The sequence below is a fragment of the Rhodococcus sp. IEGM 1370 genome (assembly GCF_033142325.1).
Classification (GTDB): domain Bacteria; phylum Actinomycetota; class Actinomycetes; order Mycobacteriales; family Mycobacteriaceae; genus Rhodococcoides.
In genome coordinates this window covers 1-18,179 of sequence record NZ_JAWLRY010000002.1, presented here as the reverse complement: position 1 = coordinate 18,179, position 18,179 = coordinate 1, and the positions used below count along the sequence as shown (strand labels likewise).

19 protein-coding genes and 1 riboswitch are annotated in these 18,179 nt (G+C 65.1%); of the genes, 6 read left to right on the top strand and 13 right to left on the bottom strand.

Annotated features, from left to right (window positions below):
- Window positions 1-87 precede the first annotated feature (87 nt).
- The 8 genes from trpS to R4P47_RS03230 form a co-directional block, all read right to left on the bottom strand.
- Complete coding sequence (gene trpS / locus R4P47_RS03265; protein ID WP_032397468.1) at window positions 88-1,128, bottom strand: tryptophan--tRNA ligase; 1,041 nt, start codon at window positions 1,126-1,128, stop codon at window positions 88-90.
- A 136-nt stretch (window positions 1,129-1,264) separates the two neighbouring features.
- On the bottom strand, window positions 1,265-2,071 hold the full coding sequence (locus R4P47_RS03260; protein ID WP_149405387.1) for an exodeoxyribonuclease III: 807 nt from the start codon (window positions 2,069-2,071) through the stop codon (window positions 1,265-1,267).
- A gap of 74 nt (window positions 2,072-2,145) precedes the next feature.
- Window positions 2,146-3,048, bottom strand: coding sequence for a membrane protein insertase YidC (gene yidC, locus R4P47_RS03255; RefSeq protein WP_037188165.1), 903 nt, complete (start codon window positions 3,046-3,048; stop codon window positions 2,146-2,148).
- Between the two features lie 63 nt (window positions 3,049-3,111).
- Window positions 3,112-3,450 (bottom strand): DUF6412 domain-containing protein, encoded by a 339-nt coding sequence (locus R4P47_RS03250; RefSeq protein ID WP_094739460.1) that lies wholly within the window; start codon window positions 3,448-3,450, stop codon window positions 3,112-3,114.
- Between the two features lie 62 nt (window positions 3,451-3,512).
- A complete protein-coding gene (locus tag R4P47_RS03245; protein WP_149405386.1) occupies window positions 3,513-3,797 on the bottom strand; it encodes a DUF6412 domain-containing protein in 285 nt (94 codons plus the stop codon).
- 47 nt (window positions 3,798-3,844) lie between these two features.
- Complete coding sequence (locus R4P47_RS03240) at window positions 3,845-5,275, bottom strand: DUF4153 domain-containing protein (RefSeq protein ID WP_149405385.1); 1,431 nt, start codon at window positions 5,273-5,275, stop codon at window positions 3,845-3,847.
- Between the two features lie 88 nt (window positions 5,276-5,363).
- The gene (locus R4P47_RS03235; RefSeq protein WP_037188170.1) at window positions 5,364-6,338 is read right to left on the bottom strand and encodes an ATP-binding protein; all 975 of its coding nucleotides are present in this window, start codon (window positions 6,336-6,338) and stop codon (window positions 5,364-5,366) included.
- A complete protein-coding gene (locus tag R4P47_RS03230) occupies window positions 6,335-7,009 on the bottom strand; it encodes a response regulator transcription factor (RefSeq protein ID WP_317784085.1) in 675 nt (224 codons plus the stop codon). The genes R4P47_RS03235 and R4P47_RS03230 overlap by 4 nt, the downstream gene beginning before the upstream one ends.
- 171 nt (window positions 7,010-7,180) lie before the next feature.
- Between R4P47_RS03230 and R4P47_RS03225 the strand changes: the two genes are divergently transcribed.
- Window positions 7,181-8,224 carry an ABC transporter substrate-binding protein gene (locus R4P47_RS03225; protein ID WP_317784084.1) on the top strand — a complete coding sequence of 348 codons (1,044 nt, stop codon included), beginning with the start codon at window positions 7,181-7,183 and terminating at the stop codon, window positions 8,222-8,224.
- A gap of 12 nt (window positions 8,225-8,236) precedes the next feature.
- Here the strand turns inward: R4P47_RS03225 and R4P47_RS03220 are convergent, their stop codons facing one another.
- The gene (locus tag R4P47_RS03220) at window positions 8,237-9,376 is read right to left on the bottom strand and encodes an MFS transporter (protein WP_037188972.1); all 1,140 of its coding nucleotides are present in this window, start codon (window positions 9,374-9,376) and stop codon (window positions 8,237-8,239) included.
- Window positions 9,377-9,731: 355 nt separating this feature from the next.
- Window positions 9,732-9,854, top strand: a riboswitch (SAM riboswitch).
- A gap of 171 nt (window positions 9,855-10,025) precedes the next feature.
- On the opposite strand from R4P47_RS03220, the gene R4P47_RS03215 reads away from it, so the two are divergent.
- Window positions 10,026-11,375 (top strand): bifunctional o-acetylhomoserine/o-acetylserine sulfhydrylase, encoded by a 1,350-nt coding sequence (locus R4P47_RS03215; RefSeq protein ID WP_082323496.1) that lies wholly within the window; start codon window positions 10,026-10,028, stop codon window positions 11,373-11,375.
- Window positions 11,372-12,517: a homoserine O-acetyltransferase MetX gene (gene metX / locus R4P47_RS03210; protein WP_411567289.1), complete on the top strand. Its 1,146-nt coding sequence runs from the start codon at window positions 11,372-11,374 to the stop codon at window positions 12,515-12,517. Before R4P47_RS03215 ends, metX begins: the two co-directional genes overlap by 4 nt.
- A 36-nt stretch (window positions 12,518-12,553) precedes the next feature.
- Here the strand turns inward: metX and R4P47_RS03205 are convergent, their stop codons facing one another.
- The 3 genes from R4P47_RS03205 to R4P47_RS03195 are packed head-to-tail and all read right to left on the bottom strand — an operon-like array spanning window position 12,554 to window position 14,405.
- Window positions 12,554-12,871 (bottom strand): DUF3017 domain-containing protein, encoded by a 318-nt coding sequence (locus tag R4P47_RS03205; protein WP_068051743.1) that lies wholly within the window; start codon window positions 12,869-12,871, stop codon window positions 12,554-12,556.
- Window positions 12,872-12,882: 11 nt separating this feature from the next.
- The gene (locus R4P47_RS03200; protein WP_317532272.1) at window positions 12,883-13,740 is read right to left on the bottom strand and encodes a bifunctional methylenetetrahydrofolate dehydrogenase/methenyltetrahydrofolate cyclohydrolase; all 858 of its coding nucleotides are present in this window, start codon (window positions 13,738-13,740) and stop codon (window positions 12,883-12,885) included.
- Between the two features lie 56 nt (window positions 13,741-13,796).
- Window positions 13,797-14,405: a pentapeptide repeat-containing protein gene (locus R4P47_RS03195; protein ID WP_317784082.1), complete on the bottom strand. Its 609-nt coding sequence runs from the start codon at window positions 14,403-14,405 to the stop codon at window positions 13,797-13,799.
- 33 nt (window positions 14,406-14,438) lie between these two features.
- Here R4P47_RS03195 and R4P47_RS03190 point away from each other — a divergent pair, with 33 nt between their 5' ends.
- On the top strand, window positions 14,439-14,903 hold the full coding sequence (locus R4P47_RS03190; protein ID WP_317784081.1) for a tRNA (cytidine(34)-2'-O)-methyltransferase: 465 nt from the start codon (window positions 14,439-14,441) through the stop codon (window positions 14,901-14,903).
- Window positions 14,904-15,006: 103 nt separating this feature from the next.
- Here the strand turns inward: R4P47_RS03190 and R4P47_RS03185 are convergent, their stop codons facing one another.
- Complete coding sequence (locus R4P47_RS03185; protein ID WP_317784080.1) at window positions 15,007-15,291, bottom strand: DUF4349 domain-containing protein; 285 nt, start codon at window positions 15,289-15,291, stop codon at window positions 15,007-15,009.
- A gap of 275 nt (window positions 15,292-15,566) precedes the next feature.
- Between R4P47_RS03185 and R4P47_RS03180 the strand changes: the two genes are divergently transcribed.
- Window positions 15,567-16,121 (top strand): DUF6764 family protein, encoded by a 555-nt coding sequence (locus R4P47_RS03180; protein WP_176460461.1) that lies wholly within the window; start codon window positions 15,567-15,569, stop codon window positions 16,119-16,121.
- Between the two features lie 396 nt (window positions 16,122-16,517).
- A partial coding sequence (locus R4P47_RS03175; RefSeq protein WP_317784079.1) for a DUF222 domain-containing protein occupies window positions 16,518-18,179 on the top strand: 1,662 nt, incomplete at its 3' end.

Genomic DNA, 18,179 nt, shown 5'->3' with positions numbered 1-18,179 from the left:
TGCTGTCGGATCGTGTCGCCACGGTGCTGCGCCTCGAACTACTCTTTGCCGAAATGCAGCACGCCCAAACTCGGTGTGCCGTAGATGCTATGCACCCGGCGGCAGGAAACCCACCCTGTCGTAGACCTGAGCGAGCGTTCGACTCGCCACTTCCCTGGCTCGATCCGCACCGGCCGCGAGGATGCGGTCGAGTTCGGCCACATCGGCCATGAACCCGTCCATCCGCTCCCGCAGTGGAACGACGAACTCGGTCAGAACGTCGGCGGTGTCGGACTTGAGGTCGCCGTATCCCTTACCCGCGTAGCCGGCAACGAGATCGTCGATACTCGCGCCCGACAGCGCGGACTGAATCACCAGAAGATTGCTGACGCCCGCCTTGTTCTCCGGATCGAACACGATGTCGCGTTCGTTGTCCGTCACTGCCGAACGAATCTTCTTCGCCGACACCTTCGGATCGTCGAGGATGTTGACGATGCCCGCCGGATTCGACGAGGACTTGCTCATCTTCGCGGTGGGATCCTGCAGATCGAAGATCTTCGCGGTGCCCTTGATGATGTGCGCATCGGGCACGACGAACGTCTTCTTGAACCGCGTGTTGAAACGCTGCGCCAGATCACGAGTCAACTCCAGGTGTTGCCGCTGATCCTCGCCCACGGGAACCAGATTCGGCCGATAGAGCAAGATGTCGGCGGCCTGCAGAATCGGGTAGGTGAACAGTCCGACGCTGGTGTGATCGCGTCCCTGCTTGGCCGACTTGTCCTTGAACTGAGTCATCCGCGCCGCTTCGCCGAATCCGGTGATGCAGTTCAGAACCCACGCCAACTGCGCGTGCTCGGGTACCTGACTCTGAACGAACAGCGTCGACTTCTCCGGATCGATTCCCACGGCGAGCAACTGCGCAGCGGCCACTCGGGTGCGGCGGCGCAGTTCCTTCGGGTCCTGTGGAACGGTGATCGCATGCAGGTCCGGGATGAAATAGAACGCGTCGAACTCGTCCTGCAACTCCACCCAGTTCCGCACCGCACCCAGGTAGTTACCGAGATGGAACGAATCGGCAGTCGGTTGGATGCCGGAGAGCACCCGCCGACGCGGACCCTGCGGAGTGTCGATGGAGTCGGAAGAAGACATACCGCAATCTTTTCACGACCCCATCGACGCCAACTCCCTGCCTAGCCAACACGGGTCACTCCGCAGGCTCCGCACCGGAACACGAGTCACTCCGCAGGCTCCGCTCCGGAACACGGGTCACTCCGCAGGCTCCGCTCTAGCGGTAGCGCACTGTCACCGGCGCGTGATCGGACCATCGCTGGTCGTACGCCTCGGCCCGCTCGGTGCTCGCTTCCTTGGCGCGCTCGGCCAGATCACTCGTGGCCAGCTGATAGTCGATTCGCCAGCCGGCGTCGTTGTCGAAGGCCTTGCCGCGGTACGACCACCAGCTGTACGGACCTTCGACGCCCGGGTGTAGTGCCCGTACGACGTCGGTCCAGGGAGCCTTCTCGGCGAGCAACCGCGTCACCCACTCGCGTTCCTCGGGCAGGAAGCCGGAGTTCTTGCGGTTGGTCTTCCATGCCTTGAGATCGGCCTCGGTATGGGCGATGTTCCAATCGCCGCACACCACCACGTCCCGATCGTCGGACTCAGCGGCCTTGGCCGTCTTGGCCAGATACTTCGCGAACGCCGCCATGAAGCGTTCCTTCTCGTCCTGCCGCTCGGTACCCACCTCGCCCGATGGCAGATACAGGCTCGCGACGGTGATATCGCCGAAATCGCCCTCGATGTACCGACCTGCATCGGCGAACTCGACGGCCCCGATGCCGGTACGAATCGCATCGGGAGCCGCCTTCGACAGCAAGGCCACCCCGTTGCGTCCCTTCGCGGACGGCTCGGCCGAGGCCAGGTGCCAGCCCGCATCGAGGGCCGGGGCCAGCGCCTTGGTCAGCTCCCCGTCGTTGGCGCGGGTTTCCTGCAGGCAGATGACGTCGGCATCGGTGGCCTCGAGCCACGGCAGCATGCCCTTGCGAACAGCTGCGCGAATTCCGTTGACGTTGACAGTGGAAACAGTGATCGGCACGCCGACGACGGTAGCGGAGCCCACCGACAGAGCGCGGACGGGCTGCTTACCTGGGTTCATTCCTGCCCGGCCTGCTATCGACGCCTCGGCTTCGCCCCGGGTTTCGGCGCGGTGACCACCGATGTCACCTCCGGCACCACCACCGGTTCACGATCGATGCGTCGGTAGACGATGTGCTGTTGGACGTAGGTCCAGATGTTGTTGCTCACCCAGTACAGCAACACCGCGACCGGCAACACCGGGCCGCCGACGAGCACGCCTGCCGGGAACACCCAGAGCACGAGCTTGTTCATGATCGCGGTCTGCGGGTTTGCGAGCGCCGCTGCGTCCTGCCGGGCGACGGACGCCCGCGAGTTCAGATGAGTCGCCACCGCCGCAACGATCATCAACGGAACCGCAACGAACGCGATGCTCCACACCGACGGCACTCCCCCGAAGGGACCGAATGCCTCGAGCACCTCCCGAGAGCTGTTGACGGCAGCGGAGATCGGCGCACCGAAGAGTCGTGCGTCGAGGAAGGACTGCACATCGGCAGCGCTGAAGACGTAGTTCGCGGTGTTCGCATTTTCCTGCGCAGTCATACCGAGATGACCGAATCCGGTACCGGTTCGGTTGAACGAGCGCAGCACGTGCAGCAGACCGATGAAGACCGGGCCCTGCGCCAGCAGGGGCAGGCACCCCATCAAGGGGTTGAAACCATGTTCCTGCTGCAACTTCCGCATTTCGGTTGCTTGCCGAGCACGGTCCCCGGAGTACTTCTTCTGTACGGCCTCGAGCTGCGGCTTCAGTTTCTTCATGGCGAGCTGGGAACGAATCTGGCCGACGAACGGCTTGATCAGCAGCGCACGCAGAGTGAAGACCAGGAATATCACCGCCAAGGCCCAGGCGAAGCCGTTGTCGGGGCCGAGCACGGACCCGAAGACTCTGTGCCAGAACCACAGCACCGCGGAGACGGGATAGTAGACGAAATCGAGCATGGTGGAGCACCTCACTGAGAGAGAAGTCGGTCGGTCGGCGTCTCGACCGGATCTCGCAGTGGCTCAGATCAACTGGAGCCACCGGTCCGGTCCAGGGACCGGACCGGGTGCTCTGGGCATGGGGCGACCCGGCGCATCGGGTTGCTGTTGCCTGCGGAACGATCCCCGAAGCCGCCGCCCGTCCGCGCCTGCGGAATCCGACGACAGCGGTGCGATCACTGCCAGGTCGGACGGCGCACCGAGGACGACAAGGGACGCCGCGACCAACGCACCGAACATCGCTATCTGTGCGGCGGGTTGGGCGTCGACGACGGTGAAGACGACCAGCAGGACGGCGAGAACGCCGACCAGCGTCCCGGCGTAGCGTCGAATCGCCAGGTGAGGGGTTCGAGAATCGAGCATCTTCGGTTCCTTGGGACAGCCTCGCGGACAACGGGTTGCGAAGGCGTGGGGGAACTTTCGAGCTACAGAGCCCCCACCAGGGCACCGGGTGCACGTGGCTGTGGGCGGCCCGGAGCATCCGGGCGATGTTGACGCCGGAACGACCCTCGAAGGTGGCGTTCCTCTGCGGCGGGGCCGGCATTCGGCAGCAGGCGCAGCAGTGCCGGCATATCGACACGATGTGCGAGCAGCATCAGCGTTGCCAGCGCCGCGACAAGGATCAGGGCCACGTCCGCGGTTGCGGTCGGCATCGTCAGGAACAGCGCCACGAGGAGCAGCGAGGTGACGACCATGCTCTGGTATCTCATCGCGCACCTCCCCGTTCCGACGCCTACCCGATGATTCGAGTCGTTGCTCAGGGTACAGATACCGACGGGTCCGTGCACAGGTGCCAGGTATCGCCGACGAACACCGGCCCGCGAGCCTGCACACAGGGACGCACGTAGCTAGGCAATTGCTCGAGCTCGGCGTCGGCGTCGGCCGACAACCCACCCACGTAGGACGTATCGATACGTCCGGTCTGCTCGAAGCGATCGACGTTGTGCCGTGCGATGTACGCATCCGGGTTCAGAGCCGCCAGCGTGAGCACGGTCAGAACCGCACCGACGCCTACTGCTCGTGGAAGCCGGCGCCCCGACATCCGCACGCCCGAGACCAGAAGCAGAACGAAGACCGAACCCAGCCACCACTCGACGGCCGTGACGAACAACCTGAGGGTGGTGTAGCCGTATTGCTGCTCGTACAACGACATTCGATGCAGGGCCGACGCAACGATCACCAACGACAGCAGGCACAGCCCACCGAGCAGGGCCCGCAATGCACTTCGATCACGGCGATCCTCGCGTCGAGCCTTCGTGACCGTGACCGCGATGACGAGCAGTGTCAGTACCGTCACTGCGAGCAATTGCCAGAAGCCCTGCCGGGCGTATTCGGCATTCGTCAGACCCTCCGTGGTCACCACGTGCCCTTGCCCGCCGAACAGCGTCGGCACCTGGAACCCGACGAACACGACGAACAGGGCCACCACCGCCCCGAGGGGAACCATCCACTCCCACAACTGCACCGATCGACGCGGCGACGGCGCGAGGCGATCGAACCGAGGCGGATGCAGCGCGACGTAACAGACAGCGAGCGCACCACCTGCGGTGAGCACGAAGACGAGGGTGCGTCCGAGAATCGATGCGGCATCGAACTCGGGCGTCACCGCGCCCAGGGCATCCGAGAAACGCTTGTCGGCCGCACCGAACAACGCCGCGAACACGACGAAGAGCGCCACGGTCACGACGGCCACCATGCCGATACGCACCGGCCGAGGCCCCTCCAGATCGATCGAACCGGCTCCGCGTCGAGTCCACCGTGCCACCCGCACCGGCAGCAACACCGGCAGGAGTGCGCCGAGTGCAATTCCCGTCCACGTCCAGGCGCGGGAGAGCACAACCACTCCGACCACGATGGCGAGCGTCGTCGACATCGTCACGATCCACTCGGCCGCGCGCAGCGCAGACACGCTCGCCAATGCCAGCACTCCTGCCACGCCGGCCCACTCCCACCGCGAGAGCCTGCCACTGCGGGCTGCGAGCACAACACCCACGAAGGCCAGGGCGGTGATCAGCACACCGAACGTGTTGTCCATCAACGTCACTGCACCGATCAGTCCGGCAACAGCGGACCCGAGCAGCGCCGCACGAGGTGGCTGCGAATACCGCAGCACCGGCCAGGTGCGCGGCCCCCAGGGAGAGCGCCTGTGCTTCGTTCTCGGATGAATCGGAATGTCGATCGTGCTCATGACTCTTCCCTCTTCTGTGTTTCGGGCATGACAGGTCGGCGGCTGCAGTCCGGGGACGAGCAGTCGCGGTTCGGATGGATCGATGAATTCAGTGCTCGGGGATGGCCACTCTGATGTGGCAGCCGAATTCGCTGTCGAGAACGTCGATGGTTCCGCCGTGCAGTTCGGTGGCCCAACGGGCGATGCCGAGGCCGAGACCTGTTCCGCCGTCGGTGGATCCGCCGCGAGTGAATCGATCGAACACCGCAAGGCGGTCGGCGGGTGCGATGCCCGGTCCCTGGTCGACGACGTCGAATGCGTACGCCCCGCCGATTCGGTGGGCGCGTAGCGTCACGGTGCTCGAATGAGGAGAATGCCGCACGGCGTTGTCGACGAGGTTGGTGATCACCTGCGTCATACGCGACCGGTCGGCCAGGACGGTCGCATCGCCGGGCGAGACGACGATCGACACTCGTTCTCTGTGAACGGAGGTGGCGTCCTCGAGGAATTGCCGGACCTCGAACTCCTCCGGGGCAATGGTGAGCACACCGCCCTCCACCCGCGACAGATCGAGCAGTTCGCTGACCAGATCTCCGAGTCTCTCGGTTTGGCGCAGCGCCACCGACAGCGTTGCGGGATTCGCGTCGGTCACCCCGTCGACCATGTTCTCGAGCACGGCACGCAGGGCAGCGATGGGCGTCTTCAACTCGTGCGAAACGTTGCCGATGAGTTCGCGGCGGTACTTCTCCGCGGCTTCGAGATCACTTGCCATGGTGTTGAACGCCGTGGCGAGCTCGCCCACCTCGTCCTTCGATGTTGCCCGCACTCGGGTCGAATAATCGCCTCGCGCCATCGCTTTGGCGGCCGAGGTCATCTCGCGCAGCGGTGACGTCATGCCGTGGGCGACCAATTGTGTTGCGGCCAAGGACACGACGAGCGCTGCGAGGAGGGTGTAGCGGAATTGCCAGCCCGCTCCGATCCAGAAGACGACGCTCGCGAGCACCAGCACTATGCCCACGACGAGCGAGACCTTGAGCTTGAACGACCGCAACGGATCCAACGGGCGCGGCAGCATGCGGGTCATCGCGGCGACTCCACGGCATAGCCCACGCCGTGGACGGTCCGAATGAGATCGCCACCGAGTTTGCGACGCAACGCTTTCACGTGAGAATCGACCGTCCTGCTGCTGGCCGAATCATCCCAGCCCCACAGTTCCGACAATAGGGTCTCTCGCGACACGGCACTGCGCGGCCGAGCAGCCAGATAGGCGAGGATGTCGAATTCCGTTCTGGTCAAGTGGATGTCACCGGAGGAAGTGGTCACCCGCCGTTCCCGGTGATCGATCTGTACGTCACCGACTCGAACCGCCTGATGTTCGGCGGCCACCGTACGCTCGGCACGCCGGACCAAGGCGTGCACGCGAGCGACCAACTCGCGCATGCTGAACGGCTTTCCCAGGTAGTCGTCCGCGCCGACGCCCAGGCCGACGAGCATGTCCGTCTCGTCGGACTTGGCCGTCAACATCAGCACCGGGACCGGACGGGACGCCTGGATACGGCGGCACACTTCGAGCCCGTCGAACCCGGGCAGCATCAGATCGAGCACCACCACGTCGGGATCGATCCGGGCGCACGCGTCGACGGCAGACGGGCCGTCGGCGGCAGTGACGACCTCGTACCCTTCGCCGCGCAGCCGAGCGGCAACGGCCTCGGAGATCGTGGGCTCGTCGTCGACGACGAGAACTGTGCGGCTCATGAGAACTGACCCTAGAGGGCGCACGTGGAGGAGCCCGTCGGGAAATGTGGAGGTTCGGTGAAGGTTGAGCCAGGCCTTTCACGGCGCGGCGACCGACGGACTCACCGACACGCTGAAATTAGGGTGGGCTACCCTTCCCGATGTTAGCCAACCCTTACGAAAGGCGTATCGATGCACATCCGACCACTTCTCCGAACCTGGGCGGTGTGCGCCATTGCGCTGACCACCGTGGGACTGCTGACTGCCTGCTCGAACTCCACCGACGAGCCGGCACCGACGGCCGGTGCGTCCTCCGATTCGGCCGCCTTCCCGGTCACGATCGAGCACGCGTTCGGTGAAATCGTTGTGCGCGAAGAACCCACTCGTATCGTCGTGGCCGGTTACACCGAGCAGGACACCGTCTTGGCGCTCGGCGTGATACCCGTCGGCGTCACGGAGTGGTACGGCGAACAGCCCTACGCAACCTGGCCCTGGGCGCAGGCAGCTCTGGGCGGCGCTCAGCCCGAAGTGCTCTCGAACGACGATGGATTCGAGACGGAGAAAATCGCCGCACTCGAGCCCGATCTGATCATCGCCACCAATGCAGGCCTGACGGCGGACACGTACGACACGCTCAGTGACATTGCGCCGACGCTCGCCCAGTCGGACGCGTCGACCGCCTATTTCGAGCCCTGGGACGTCCAGGCGCAGAAGATCGGACGTGCGCTCGGTAAGAAGACCGAGGTCGATGCCCTGATCGACGGCGTCAATCAGAAGTTCGCCGACGCTGCGGCCGCACACCCGGAGTTTGCCGGCACGAAGGCGATCTTCTTGCAGAACGCGTTCTACGAGGGCAAGGCGATCGCGTACCAGGACGGGTTGAGCACCGACTTCCTGACCGAATTGGGCTTCGTCATTCCCGACGACATCGACGCCTACGTTCCGGCCGACGGCAGCGCGCAGGCGAGCATCCCGCTCGAGAACCTGTCGGTCCTCAACGCCGCCGACGTGCTGATCTGGGGAACCGAGGAGCCCGGCGACCGCACGGAATTGGAGAAGGAGGCGATGTACGACGCACTCGAGCCGGTGAAGGACGGCAACCTGGTCTTCACCGACGGCGTGACGGCCGGCGCGATCTACTTCACCAGCGTGCTGAGCCTGCCGTACGTGATCGACAAGCTGGTTCCGGCTCTGGACGACGCTCTCGGTGGATCGCCGGCAACGATCACCGGCTGATCCCGGGCGCCCCTACGCCGCGGAACGCTTGTCCATCCACATGGCGGTGGCCAGTACACCGAGACCGGCCACCGCCAGGCCCGAGCCGACGGCGGCGGGTGCCGTGTAGCCGAAGCCCGCGGCGATCACGGCTCCACCGACTGCCGCTCCGATGGCGTTGGCCAGATTGAACGCGGCATGGTTGAGCGATGCGGCGAGCGTCTGGGCGTCCTCGGCCACGTCCATCAACCTCGTCTGCAGGCCCGGCACCACCGAGGAGCCGGACGCGCCGATGAGGAACACCACCAGAAGCGCGGTGATCGGATTGTGTGCGGCCACGACGAACACGGCAAGGAACACGGCCGTCGCGGCCAGACCGACAAAGGTGCCCTTGAGTTGGTAGCGGTCGGCGAGCCATCCGCCGGCATAGTTTCCGACGACCATTCCGAGTCCGTAGATCATCAGGGCGACCGGAACGAGCGCGCGGGCGAGACCGGCGACGTCGGTCAGCGTCGACGCGATGTAGGTGTACACCGCGAACATGCCACCGAATCCGACGATGCCCACGAACAGGGTCATCCACACCTGGCTGCGGCGCAGTGCGCCCAGTTCGGTGATGGGGCTGGTGGTCGGCATCGCGTCGAGTCGTGGCATCCAGAGGACGAGGGCGGCGACGGTGAGGGCACCGATGACGGCCACGAGTGTGAATGCACTACGCCATCCCAGCGCCTGCCCGATCCACGTAGCCACCGGGACGCCGACGACGTTTGCGACCGAGAGTCCCATCATGACCATCGCGACGGCCTTGGCTCGCTTACCCGGTTCGGCGAGGTGGGCAGCCACCAGCGCGGCCACTCCGAAGTACGCACCGTGTGGCAGACCCGCGACGAAGCGCGAGGCAACGAGCTCGTTGAAGCTGGGCGCGAACACCGTGCCGAGGTTGCCGAGCGTGAAGGCCACCATCAGCGCCAGCAGCAACATCCGCCGGGGGACGCGAGCAGCCAGTGCCGCGATGGTCGGCGCACCGACCACAACGCCGAGCGCATACGCGGAGATCATGTGGCCGGCCGAGGGCTCGGAGATCCCCATCGTCGTCGCGATGTCCGGCAGCAAGCCCATCGACGCGAACTCCGTGGTGCCGATCCCGAAGCCGCCGATGGACAGTGCCAACATCGCGAGCTTGCGGCGGGTCGAGTGCGGTCGATGACTGACACTCAGACCACTCGACACCTTGCCGCGCACAGCGCTGACTCGGGCAAGAGCGGAATCGGTGACAGTCACAGCAGTACAACCTTCGTGTGCAAATAGGGGGCAGAAGAAGCGGCCGGGATCGAGCCTGCGATCGGAGACCGCCCGGGTCCGACCCAGAAGGCAACGTCGCTCCGATCAATTGTCTTCCCCGAGGCAGCTCGTTTCGCGTCGATGAGCGGTGATTGTGCTCACCCGAGCATCTGCTCGAGCTCCACCCGAGCGCGGTGCGCGTGCCCTCGTTCCGGTGGAGGGCCATCACCGGCTAGGATCTTCGCCAGGTCATGAGTGCCAGCATCGAGCCCCGGCTTGCTGGCCGGCAACCCTCCAACCGCGGTGGGGTGCCCCGGGTGAACGACCAGGCCGATCCGGCATGCGAGTGCCGTATCGACAAGCGCGGGTCCGCAGGAAGCGGACCCACTGAACCTTCGGTCCCCAGGGGCCGAAGCCTGTCAGGAGGTTCTCTCATGTGTTGCTGTACCGATACGCCCCGTAGTGCTCGACCTCTCGAGCTTCATTCGACATTCGATTCGTCTCGAACAGACTCGTCTCAGAAAACGGAGTATCACCAGCCATGACCGATTCCACCCCCGACGTCGTCGACGCCACCGGAGCTCCCACCGAGGATCCGTTCACCGATCCCGCGGCCGACTGGAGTTTCGAGACCAAGCAGATCCACTCGGGTCAGACCCCGGACGGCACCACCAGGGCTCGTGCGTTGCCGATCTACCAGACCACCTCGTACACGTTCGACAACACCGACCACGCAGCCGCGCTGTTCGGACTGGCCGAGCCCGGCAATATCTACACCCGCATCATCAACCCGACCCAGGATGTCGTCGAGCAGCGCATCGCCGCCCTCGAAGGTGGAGTCGCGGCGTTGCTGCTCGCATCGGGTCAGGCCGCAGAGACGTTCGCAATTCTCAACCTCGCGGAGGCGGGCGACCACATCGTGTCGAGCCCGCGGCTCTACGGCGGCACGTACAACCTGTTCCACTACACGCTCCCCAAGCTGGGCATCACCGTCTCGTTCGTCGACGATCCCGACGACCTCGAGCAGTGGCGCGCCGCGATCACTCCGTCGACCAAGGCGTTCTACGGCGAGTCGATCTCGAACCCGAAGAACGACATTCTCGACATCCCAGGGATCTCGGCCGTGGCCCACGAGAACGGCATTCCACTGATCGTGGACAACACCGTGGCGACGCCGTACCTGCTGCAGCCGTTGAAGCACGGTGCCGACATCGTGGTGCACTCCGCGACGAAGTACCTCGGCGGACACGGAACGGCCATCGCGGGCGTCATCGTCGACGGCGGCACCTTCGATTGGACGCAGGGCCGTCATCCCAATTTCACCACCGCGGATCCGAGCTACCACGGCGTCGTGTTCGCCGATCTGGGCGCGCCCGCGTTCGCACTGAAGGCACGCGTTCAGCTGTTGCGTGACATCGGTGCTGCAGTCTCGCCGTTCAACGCCTTCCTCATCAGCCAGGGTCTGGAAACGTTGAGCCTTCGGATCGAGCGGCACGTGGCGAACGCACAGAAGGTTGCCGCCTTCCTCGCCGGTCGCGACGACGTCGTCTCGATCAACTACGCGGGACTCGAGTCGTCGCCGTGGTACCAGCGCGGGCAGGAATTGTTGCCGAAGGGGCAGGGCGCGATCATCGCGTTCGAGCTGAAGGGTGGTGTGGACGCGGGCAAGAAGTTCGTCAACGCACTCACTCTCCACAGCCACGTCGCTAACATCGGAGACGTGCGCTCACTCGTCATTCATCCCGCATCCACCACGCATTCCCAGCTGACTCCGGAAGAGCAGCTGGCCTCGGGCGTCACTCCCGGCCTGGTGCGTCTCGCCGTGGGCATCGAAGGAATCGACGACATCATCGCCGATCTCGAGGTCGGATTCAGCGCGGCGGCATCTTGAGTCACAGCTGCGACACAGGCGTTCGTCCGGAGGCGGTTCTTCCGTCTCCGGACGGGCGGTTGGGCACCATCGACATCGGTGGTCTCGATCTCGAGAACGGCGCTCGAATCCCCCAGGTGACCGTCGCGGTGCAGCGGTGGGGCGAGCTCGCCACCGACCGCAGCAACGTGGTACTCGTCGAACACGCCCTGACCGGGGACTCGCATGTGTCGGGTCCGCCGGACGCCGATCACGCTCTGCCCGGTTGGTGGAACGGAATGGTCGGTCCCGGTTGCCCCATCGACACCGACGAGTGGTGCGTCGTGGCGACCAACGTGCTCGGCGGCTGCGGCGGGACCACGGGCCCGAGCAGCGTCTCGCCCGACGGAACCCCCTACGGCTCTCGTTTCCCGGACATCTCCATCCGCGATCAGGTCGCTGCGGAAGCGGCGGTGGCCGACGTCCTCGGAATCGAGCGGTTCGCTGCTGTCGTCGGCGGCTCGATGGGCGGTATGCGCACCCTGGAATGGATCGTGGGACATCCCGACCGAGTGGCGGCGGCGTTGGTCCTTGCGGTCGGTGCCAGGGCGACTGCCGACCAGATCGGCACCCAGACAACACAGATCGCGGCGATCAAGGCCGATCCAGGATGGCTGGGCGGCAACTATCACGACACCGGCACCTCACCGTCGGCCGGACTCGGCATCGCGCGGCGCATCGCGCATCTGACGTATCGGACCGAGAGCGAACTCGACATCAGGTTCGGAAACTCACCGCAGAACGACGAAGACCCGTGGGCCGGTGGCAGGTACTCCGCGCAGAGCTACCTCGAGCATCAGGCTGCCAAGCTCGTCAACCGGTTCGACGCGGCGACGTACGTCCTGCTCAGCGAAGCGATGAACCGACACGACGTAGGCCGTGGCCGCGGCGGAGTGGCCGACGCTCTTGCGTCCACATCTGTCCCGACCATCGTCGGCGGAGTCGACTCCGACCGCTTGTATCCGCTTCGACTGCAGAAGGAGATCGCTCGCGAACTCCCCCAGTGCCGCGGACTCGAAGTGATCCAGTCGCGCGACGGACACGACGGCTTCCTCACCGAGGCCGATTCGGTGGCCAAACTGCTCGCCGAGACGATGGAGCTGGCCCGCCTCGGTCGGCGCTGACTCCGCACTCGTTCACCGGGTGCTTCAGCGCCGAGGTCAGTCGGTTCCCAGCGGATCGATCGACAGCGAAAGAAAGACAATGGCTCCGCCGACGCCACCCAGCGCCAACACATCGAACACGCGACTGCGCACTTGCAGTGTGCCGACACGTGTTTCGGGCAGACACAGCCGCAGGACGGCCGCCAGCAGCGCTGCGCATCCGAAGATGAACGCGCCGCGCCGCCAGCGATCGGCCAGCACCAGGATCAGCGCGGCGAGGACGACGACCGAGACTGCGACGATCGGTAGGTTGCGCGCGACTGCCGCGCGAAATCCCGGGTCGGGCTCGCTTCGCTCGTCCTCTGCATCGTTCACGTCGGGTCCGCTCAGCTCTCGGCGGCGACGCGTTCGGCGCGCTCGACGACATTGGTGAGCAGAAAGGCCCGCGTCAGCGGACCGACACCGCCGGGGTTGGGCGAGAGGAAACCTGCCACCTCCGCGACACCGTCGGCGACATCTCCGCGCAATCCGTCCTCGGTGCGGGTCACCCCGACATCGAGCACAGCAGCACCAGGCTTGACCATGTCCGCAGTGATCAATCCGGGTACTCCGGCAGCGGCGATGACGATGTCCGCACGTGAGACCTCGGCGGCCAGATCACGAGTTCCGGTGTGGCACAAAGTAACTGTCGAGTTCTCCGAACGCCTCGTGAGCAGCAGTCCGATGGGTCGCCCGACCGTCACACCGCGGCCGATGACCACCGCGTGCGCGCCGTCGAGAGCAACGTCGTAGCGGCGCAGCAGGTGCACGATCCCGCGAGGTGTGCACGGCAGTGCGGCGTCCTTGCCCAGCACCAGACGGCCGAGGTTGATCGGGTGCAGACCGTCGGCGTCCTTGTCCGGATCGATTCGCTCGAGCGCAGCGTTCTCGTCGAGATGCTTCGGCAACGGCAGTTGGACGATGTAGCCGGTGCATTCGGGGTTGGCATTGAGTTCGTCGATCACGGCCTCGAGATCTGCCTGGGTGATGTCCGCGGGTAGGTCGCGACGAATCGACGTGATGCCTACCTTGGCGCAGTCGTTGTGCTTGCCCCGGACGTACGCAGCCGAACCCGGATCGTCGCCCACCAATACGGTCGCCAGACCTGGGGTGATGCCCTTCTCACGCAGCGCTGCCACGCGGGCGGTGAGATCGACGAATATCTCGTCACGGGTCGCTTTGCCATCGAGAATCGTTGCAGTCACCCGGTCATTGTTCCAGGTTCTGCGTCAGCAGCGGCGCACCGGTCCGATCACCGCCGTCAGCCCTCGACTACGAGCCCGTGCGCTCCTGCATATGCGACGGCCTGCATCAGCTCGATCTTCGCGTTGCGCACGCTCGCGCTGACCCACAGCGATGCGTCGGCGACGGCTCCGCGCAGATCTGCCTCGTCGAACTTCGCGTCGACGGTGCGGGCACCGGTGAAATCGACCGATCGCACCGTGGCCTTGCGGAAGTCTGCGGATACCAGGTTGGCCTCCCGCATTCGGCACCCCGTCAGATCGAGACCACGAAGGTCGGCCCTACCCAAAGACGCGAGGGTGAAGTCGACCTCGTCGTACGTCGCGGGACGCATGCGACTGTCGACGAACATCGATCCCAACAGAGTCGAATGGCGAAAAGTACTGTGCTGCAGATTGGTTCGGGTGAAAGTGCACGATCGAAATGCGGAGTTCGTGTGAATCGATTCGGTGAGGTCCGTGCCGGTGAAGTCGCATTCGGTGAACACCACCGAGTCGGTTCGGACGCCGCTCATGTCCGCATCGCGAAAGGTGCACCGAACGAACTGCCTACCGGTCCACTCCTGCCCGTCCAGTCGCGTGTCGGAAAAGTCCTCACCGATCGTCTGTTCGTCGTCCACCTGCCCCATACTTCCCGGGCTCGAGATGGCAGAGTGAACCGGGTGTTTCGACTCATGTTCTTCGAGCCCCGCATCCCACAGAACACCGGCAACGCGATTCGCCTGGTCGCCGGGACCGGTTGCGAATTGCACCTGGTGGGTCCGCTCGGCTTCGACATGTCCGAGCCGAAGCTCAAGCGGGCAGGCTTGGACTACCACGACCTGGCGTCGGTGACGGTGCACGATGACCTTGCCTCGGCGTGGGCCGCGCTGGCACCGACTCGCGTGTTCGCCTACACCGCCCACGCGGCCCGGTCCTACGCCGACGTCGCATACGAACCCGGTGACGTCCTCCTGTTCGGACCGGAACCCACTGGATTGCCCGACGACGTTCTGGACGACCCGCACGTGACCGATCGGCTGCGAATCCCGATGATTCCCGGCCGCCGATCGTTGAACCTGGCGAACGCGGCAGCAGTGACGATGTACGAGGCATGGCGCCAGCACGGATACGAAGGCAGCGTCTGAAGGGTTGGCGTTCGAGCTCGCTCGAAGCCCTGGCTGTCGGAGCGCGCGCTGACCGAAGGTGCGTTGGCGGCAAGCGAAACTGTGGTCGCGTCGGACCGTGAGTTCAGGTCTTCGACCATCGACGCAGACGGCCAGCATCGTCGGCCTCGGAGGTGAAACTGATTGTGAGCGTCGACAAATCGATCCGGTCCGAGGGGTAGTTCTTCTGTGACACCGACCTGTCGAGTTCGCCCTGTCGGCTCGACCGTGTCGATTCCACCTCGACGAGATCGGCAGTATTCGACGCGGCCGCGGTCGGATCGTCGGCGATCAGCGAGAGCCGTCCGGTAACGATTTCCTTGCATTCGATCGGCGCCGGGGCCCGCTGCCGGGCGGAGTCGACTGCCATCTCGTGCGCGAGCGCCGGCCCTGCCAGAGAAGTCGAACAGTCAAGTGGTGGAGGCACATTCGATGGATCGGGAGCGGAGCACAACAGCAACACGAACGCGCATCCGGGTACCGCGACCGCTGCAGTCAGGGTGCGGGGAACCGGACTTCTACGACGATTCATCCCCGGACGCCAGCGGCACCGTTACACAAACCTCACCGGCTTGCTGCCATGGACTCGCGGGGCGGGGTACCGTGTGCCGCACCGGCCCGTTTCGCTCGTGAAGGAGCTTTCTTTTGTTCTCTGTTTCCCTCCCCCGTCTCTCGTCCTCCAACTCCTCCTCCGCGCGCACGTCCAGTCGGTTCGGTAGTCGAATTGCCCGCACCGCAGCAATATTCGCCATGGGCTCGGGATTGACGGTTGCAGCCCTGTCGGGCACGGCCACTGCGTCGGCAGCCCCCGTCAACTGTGTGTCTCCGCCCTCGGCCAACGACATCCAGGTCGACGACACCGCGAGCTGCGGAGCAACCTCGAACGGAACCGGACGGGCCACCGCAGGTGCTGCCGACAGCGGCACCGCAGTCAGCGTCAACGACGGCCCGGGCTCGACGACCACCTACGCTAACGGATACGGCGTCGCCCTCGGAGCGAGCAAGAATGCAGGGACGGCGTACGCACTGGCACTCGGCGGCGGAATCGCTCACTCGTGGGCAGACGCCGGACAGACGACACTCGCAGTCGCCGGGTGGGGATCCGGCGCTACCTCCGAGGCTCAGGGCGTCGATTGCGTCGGCCCCCTGTCACTGGCACTGAACCTCACGAGCGGCCAGTTCTGCGTCCTCGGTAGCTGATCGCCCGGTTGCAGACACAAATCCGGTCTACGGAGCCGATTACCCCGACACGAACTCGTCGAGGTAATCGGCTCCTCCTACATACACGGTGTGACCGGACCTCCTGAACCGCTCTGCACATCCCTCGGGGAGCCGCGGAGCGGTCCGTTCGGTTTGCTCGAGGACTCCGACGAGCACCTATTGCCTCCCCGAGACTTGGCAATGATTTGGGGCCGGCCACTCGAACCAGTCTGGCGATGGGCGCAACGATGGAACGAGGGTGCCGGCCCCGATCACCAGCTCTGACCAGCAAGCCAGCCGCCCCGACCCGCCTTTCCGTTCTTGTCGGTGGGTCGAGATAGTCTTCTTTCAGTTCGAACGCACGTTCTGAAATGTTGCTCACCAGGGGGTGAAAAAATGGGTGCAATCCCGACCGTGTCACTGGAGGCGTTGACCGCTGCCGCGCATGAGGAAAATCGGCAGGCGGCCCGCAAGATCACCGCCTGCTACCGCGTGCACTGCGACTGGCTCACCCGCGACACAAAACACAAGCACTACAGCCGATACGGACGCACAGAAATGGCAGTGGCATTGGGCTGCTCGGCGACCGTCGCCGAAGCGTATGTCTCGGTCGGCGTTGCTCTGCATACCCGGATGCCGCTGCTACGGGCAGCGTTCGAGACCGGGGAGATAGACCTTCCCCGCGTGCGGACGGTGTGCCGGATCCTCGACAATCTTTCCGACGACATCGTCACCCGCGTCGAAGCCGAGGTGGTCGAGGCGGCGCGGAGGTCGTCCCCTGGTCCGCTCGAACAGGCGATCTGGGACATCCTGCTGCGCGTGGCACCCGAGGAAGCCGCGGCGTTGCGGGAGTTCGCGAAGAAGTTCCGGACCGTCACCTACAGTCCCGCCGGCGAACTCGCCCGCATCCGAGCCGAGCTGACCGCACCCGAGGCCGCCGCCGCATGGCAGCTCCTCGAGGAGATGGCCGATACTCTCTGCCCGAAAGACCCGCGCGGGAAGAAAGAACGCCTGTGCGATGCGTTCATGGCCCGCATGCACGGCGAACCCCGACTGGCTTGCCTGTGCCAACGCGAGGATTGCCCGAAGAAAGACACAGCGTTGCCGGATCGGCGGGTGCCGCTCACGATGATCACCGTCGACATCGCCACCCTCATCGGACTACTCGCCAACCCCGCCTACCTCGCCGGGCACGGTTCCATCGACCCCGACCTCGCGCGAGAGTTGGCACGCAGCAGTCACTGGCAGATCCTGCTCACCGAAGCAGTGACGCTGGCGGAGAAACTCGGGCTCGCTGTGCAGAACCCGGACACCGGGGAATGGGAACGAACACCGAAAAACCCCACGCCGGAAACAGAAGAAGATACGGATCCGCCGACGAACACCGACCCGGCAGCATCAACGGCATCGGCAGCAAGCAGGACCGAGACTCGCACAGACACAGCATCGGCAACGGACTCCGAGACCGGATGCGGCACTTCCACCGATACCGATGCGACCACTGCACCGGAAACGGAACCGGCGAACGAATCCGCCGCAAGCAATGACCCCGCCACCGAATCAACCACCGCACCATCACCCACCCCAGCTTCTTCGCCGACAAGCGTGACGGCAACGACCACCTCGCCCTCGCCGACAAGCGTGACGGCAACGGCCACTGCGCCAGCACCGGCGACAGCAGCGGACTCGGCCTCCGGCCCGGGGACAAATCCCGGCCGTGGCTCCGATGCAGCACAAGCACCTGCGCCGATTGCGGAGACGGCACCCAACGTTGCGTCCGATACACGTTCAGCTGCAACACAACACGAACGGTCCGACACCACAACGGCGGCACCGACGGATGAAACTTCACCAGCAATGGAGGACGGACCATCGAGTCCGAGCGCTGACACATCCCCACACACAGCTGACAGCCGCGACAACCAGCGTCGCCCGCAATCGCTGACCTCCGCCGCAGCCCTGTTCTGCACCCACACACCCCTCGGCCGGGGCACACGGCACAGCTCTGCCCTCGACCTGGACGACATCAGACATCCCGCCCGCAACATGAGAGCACTC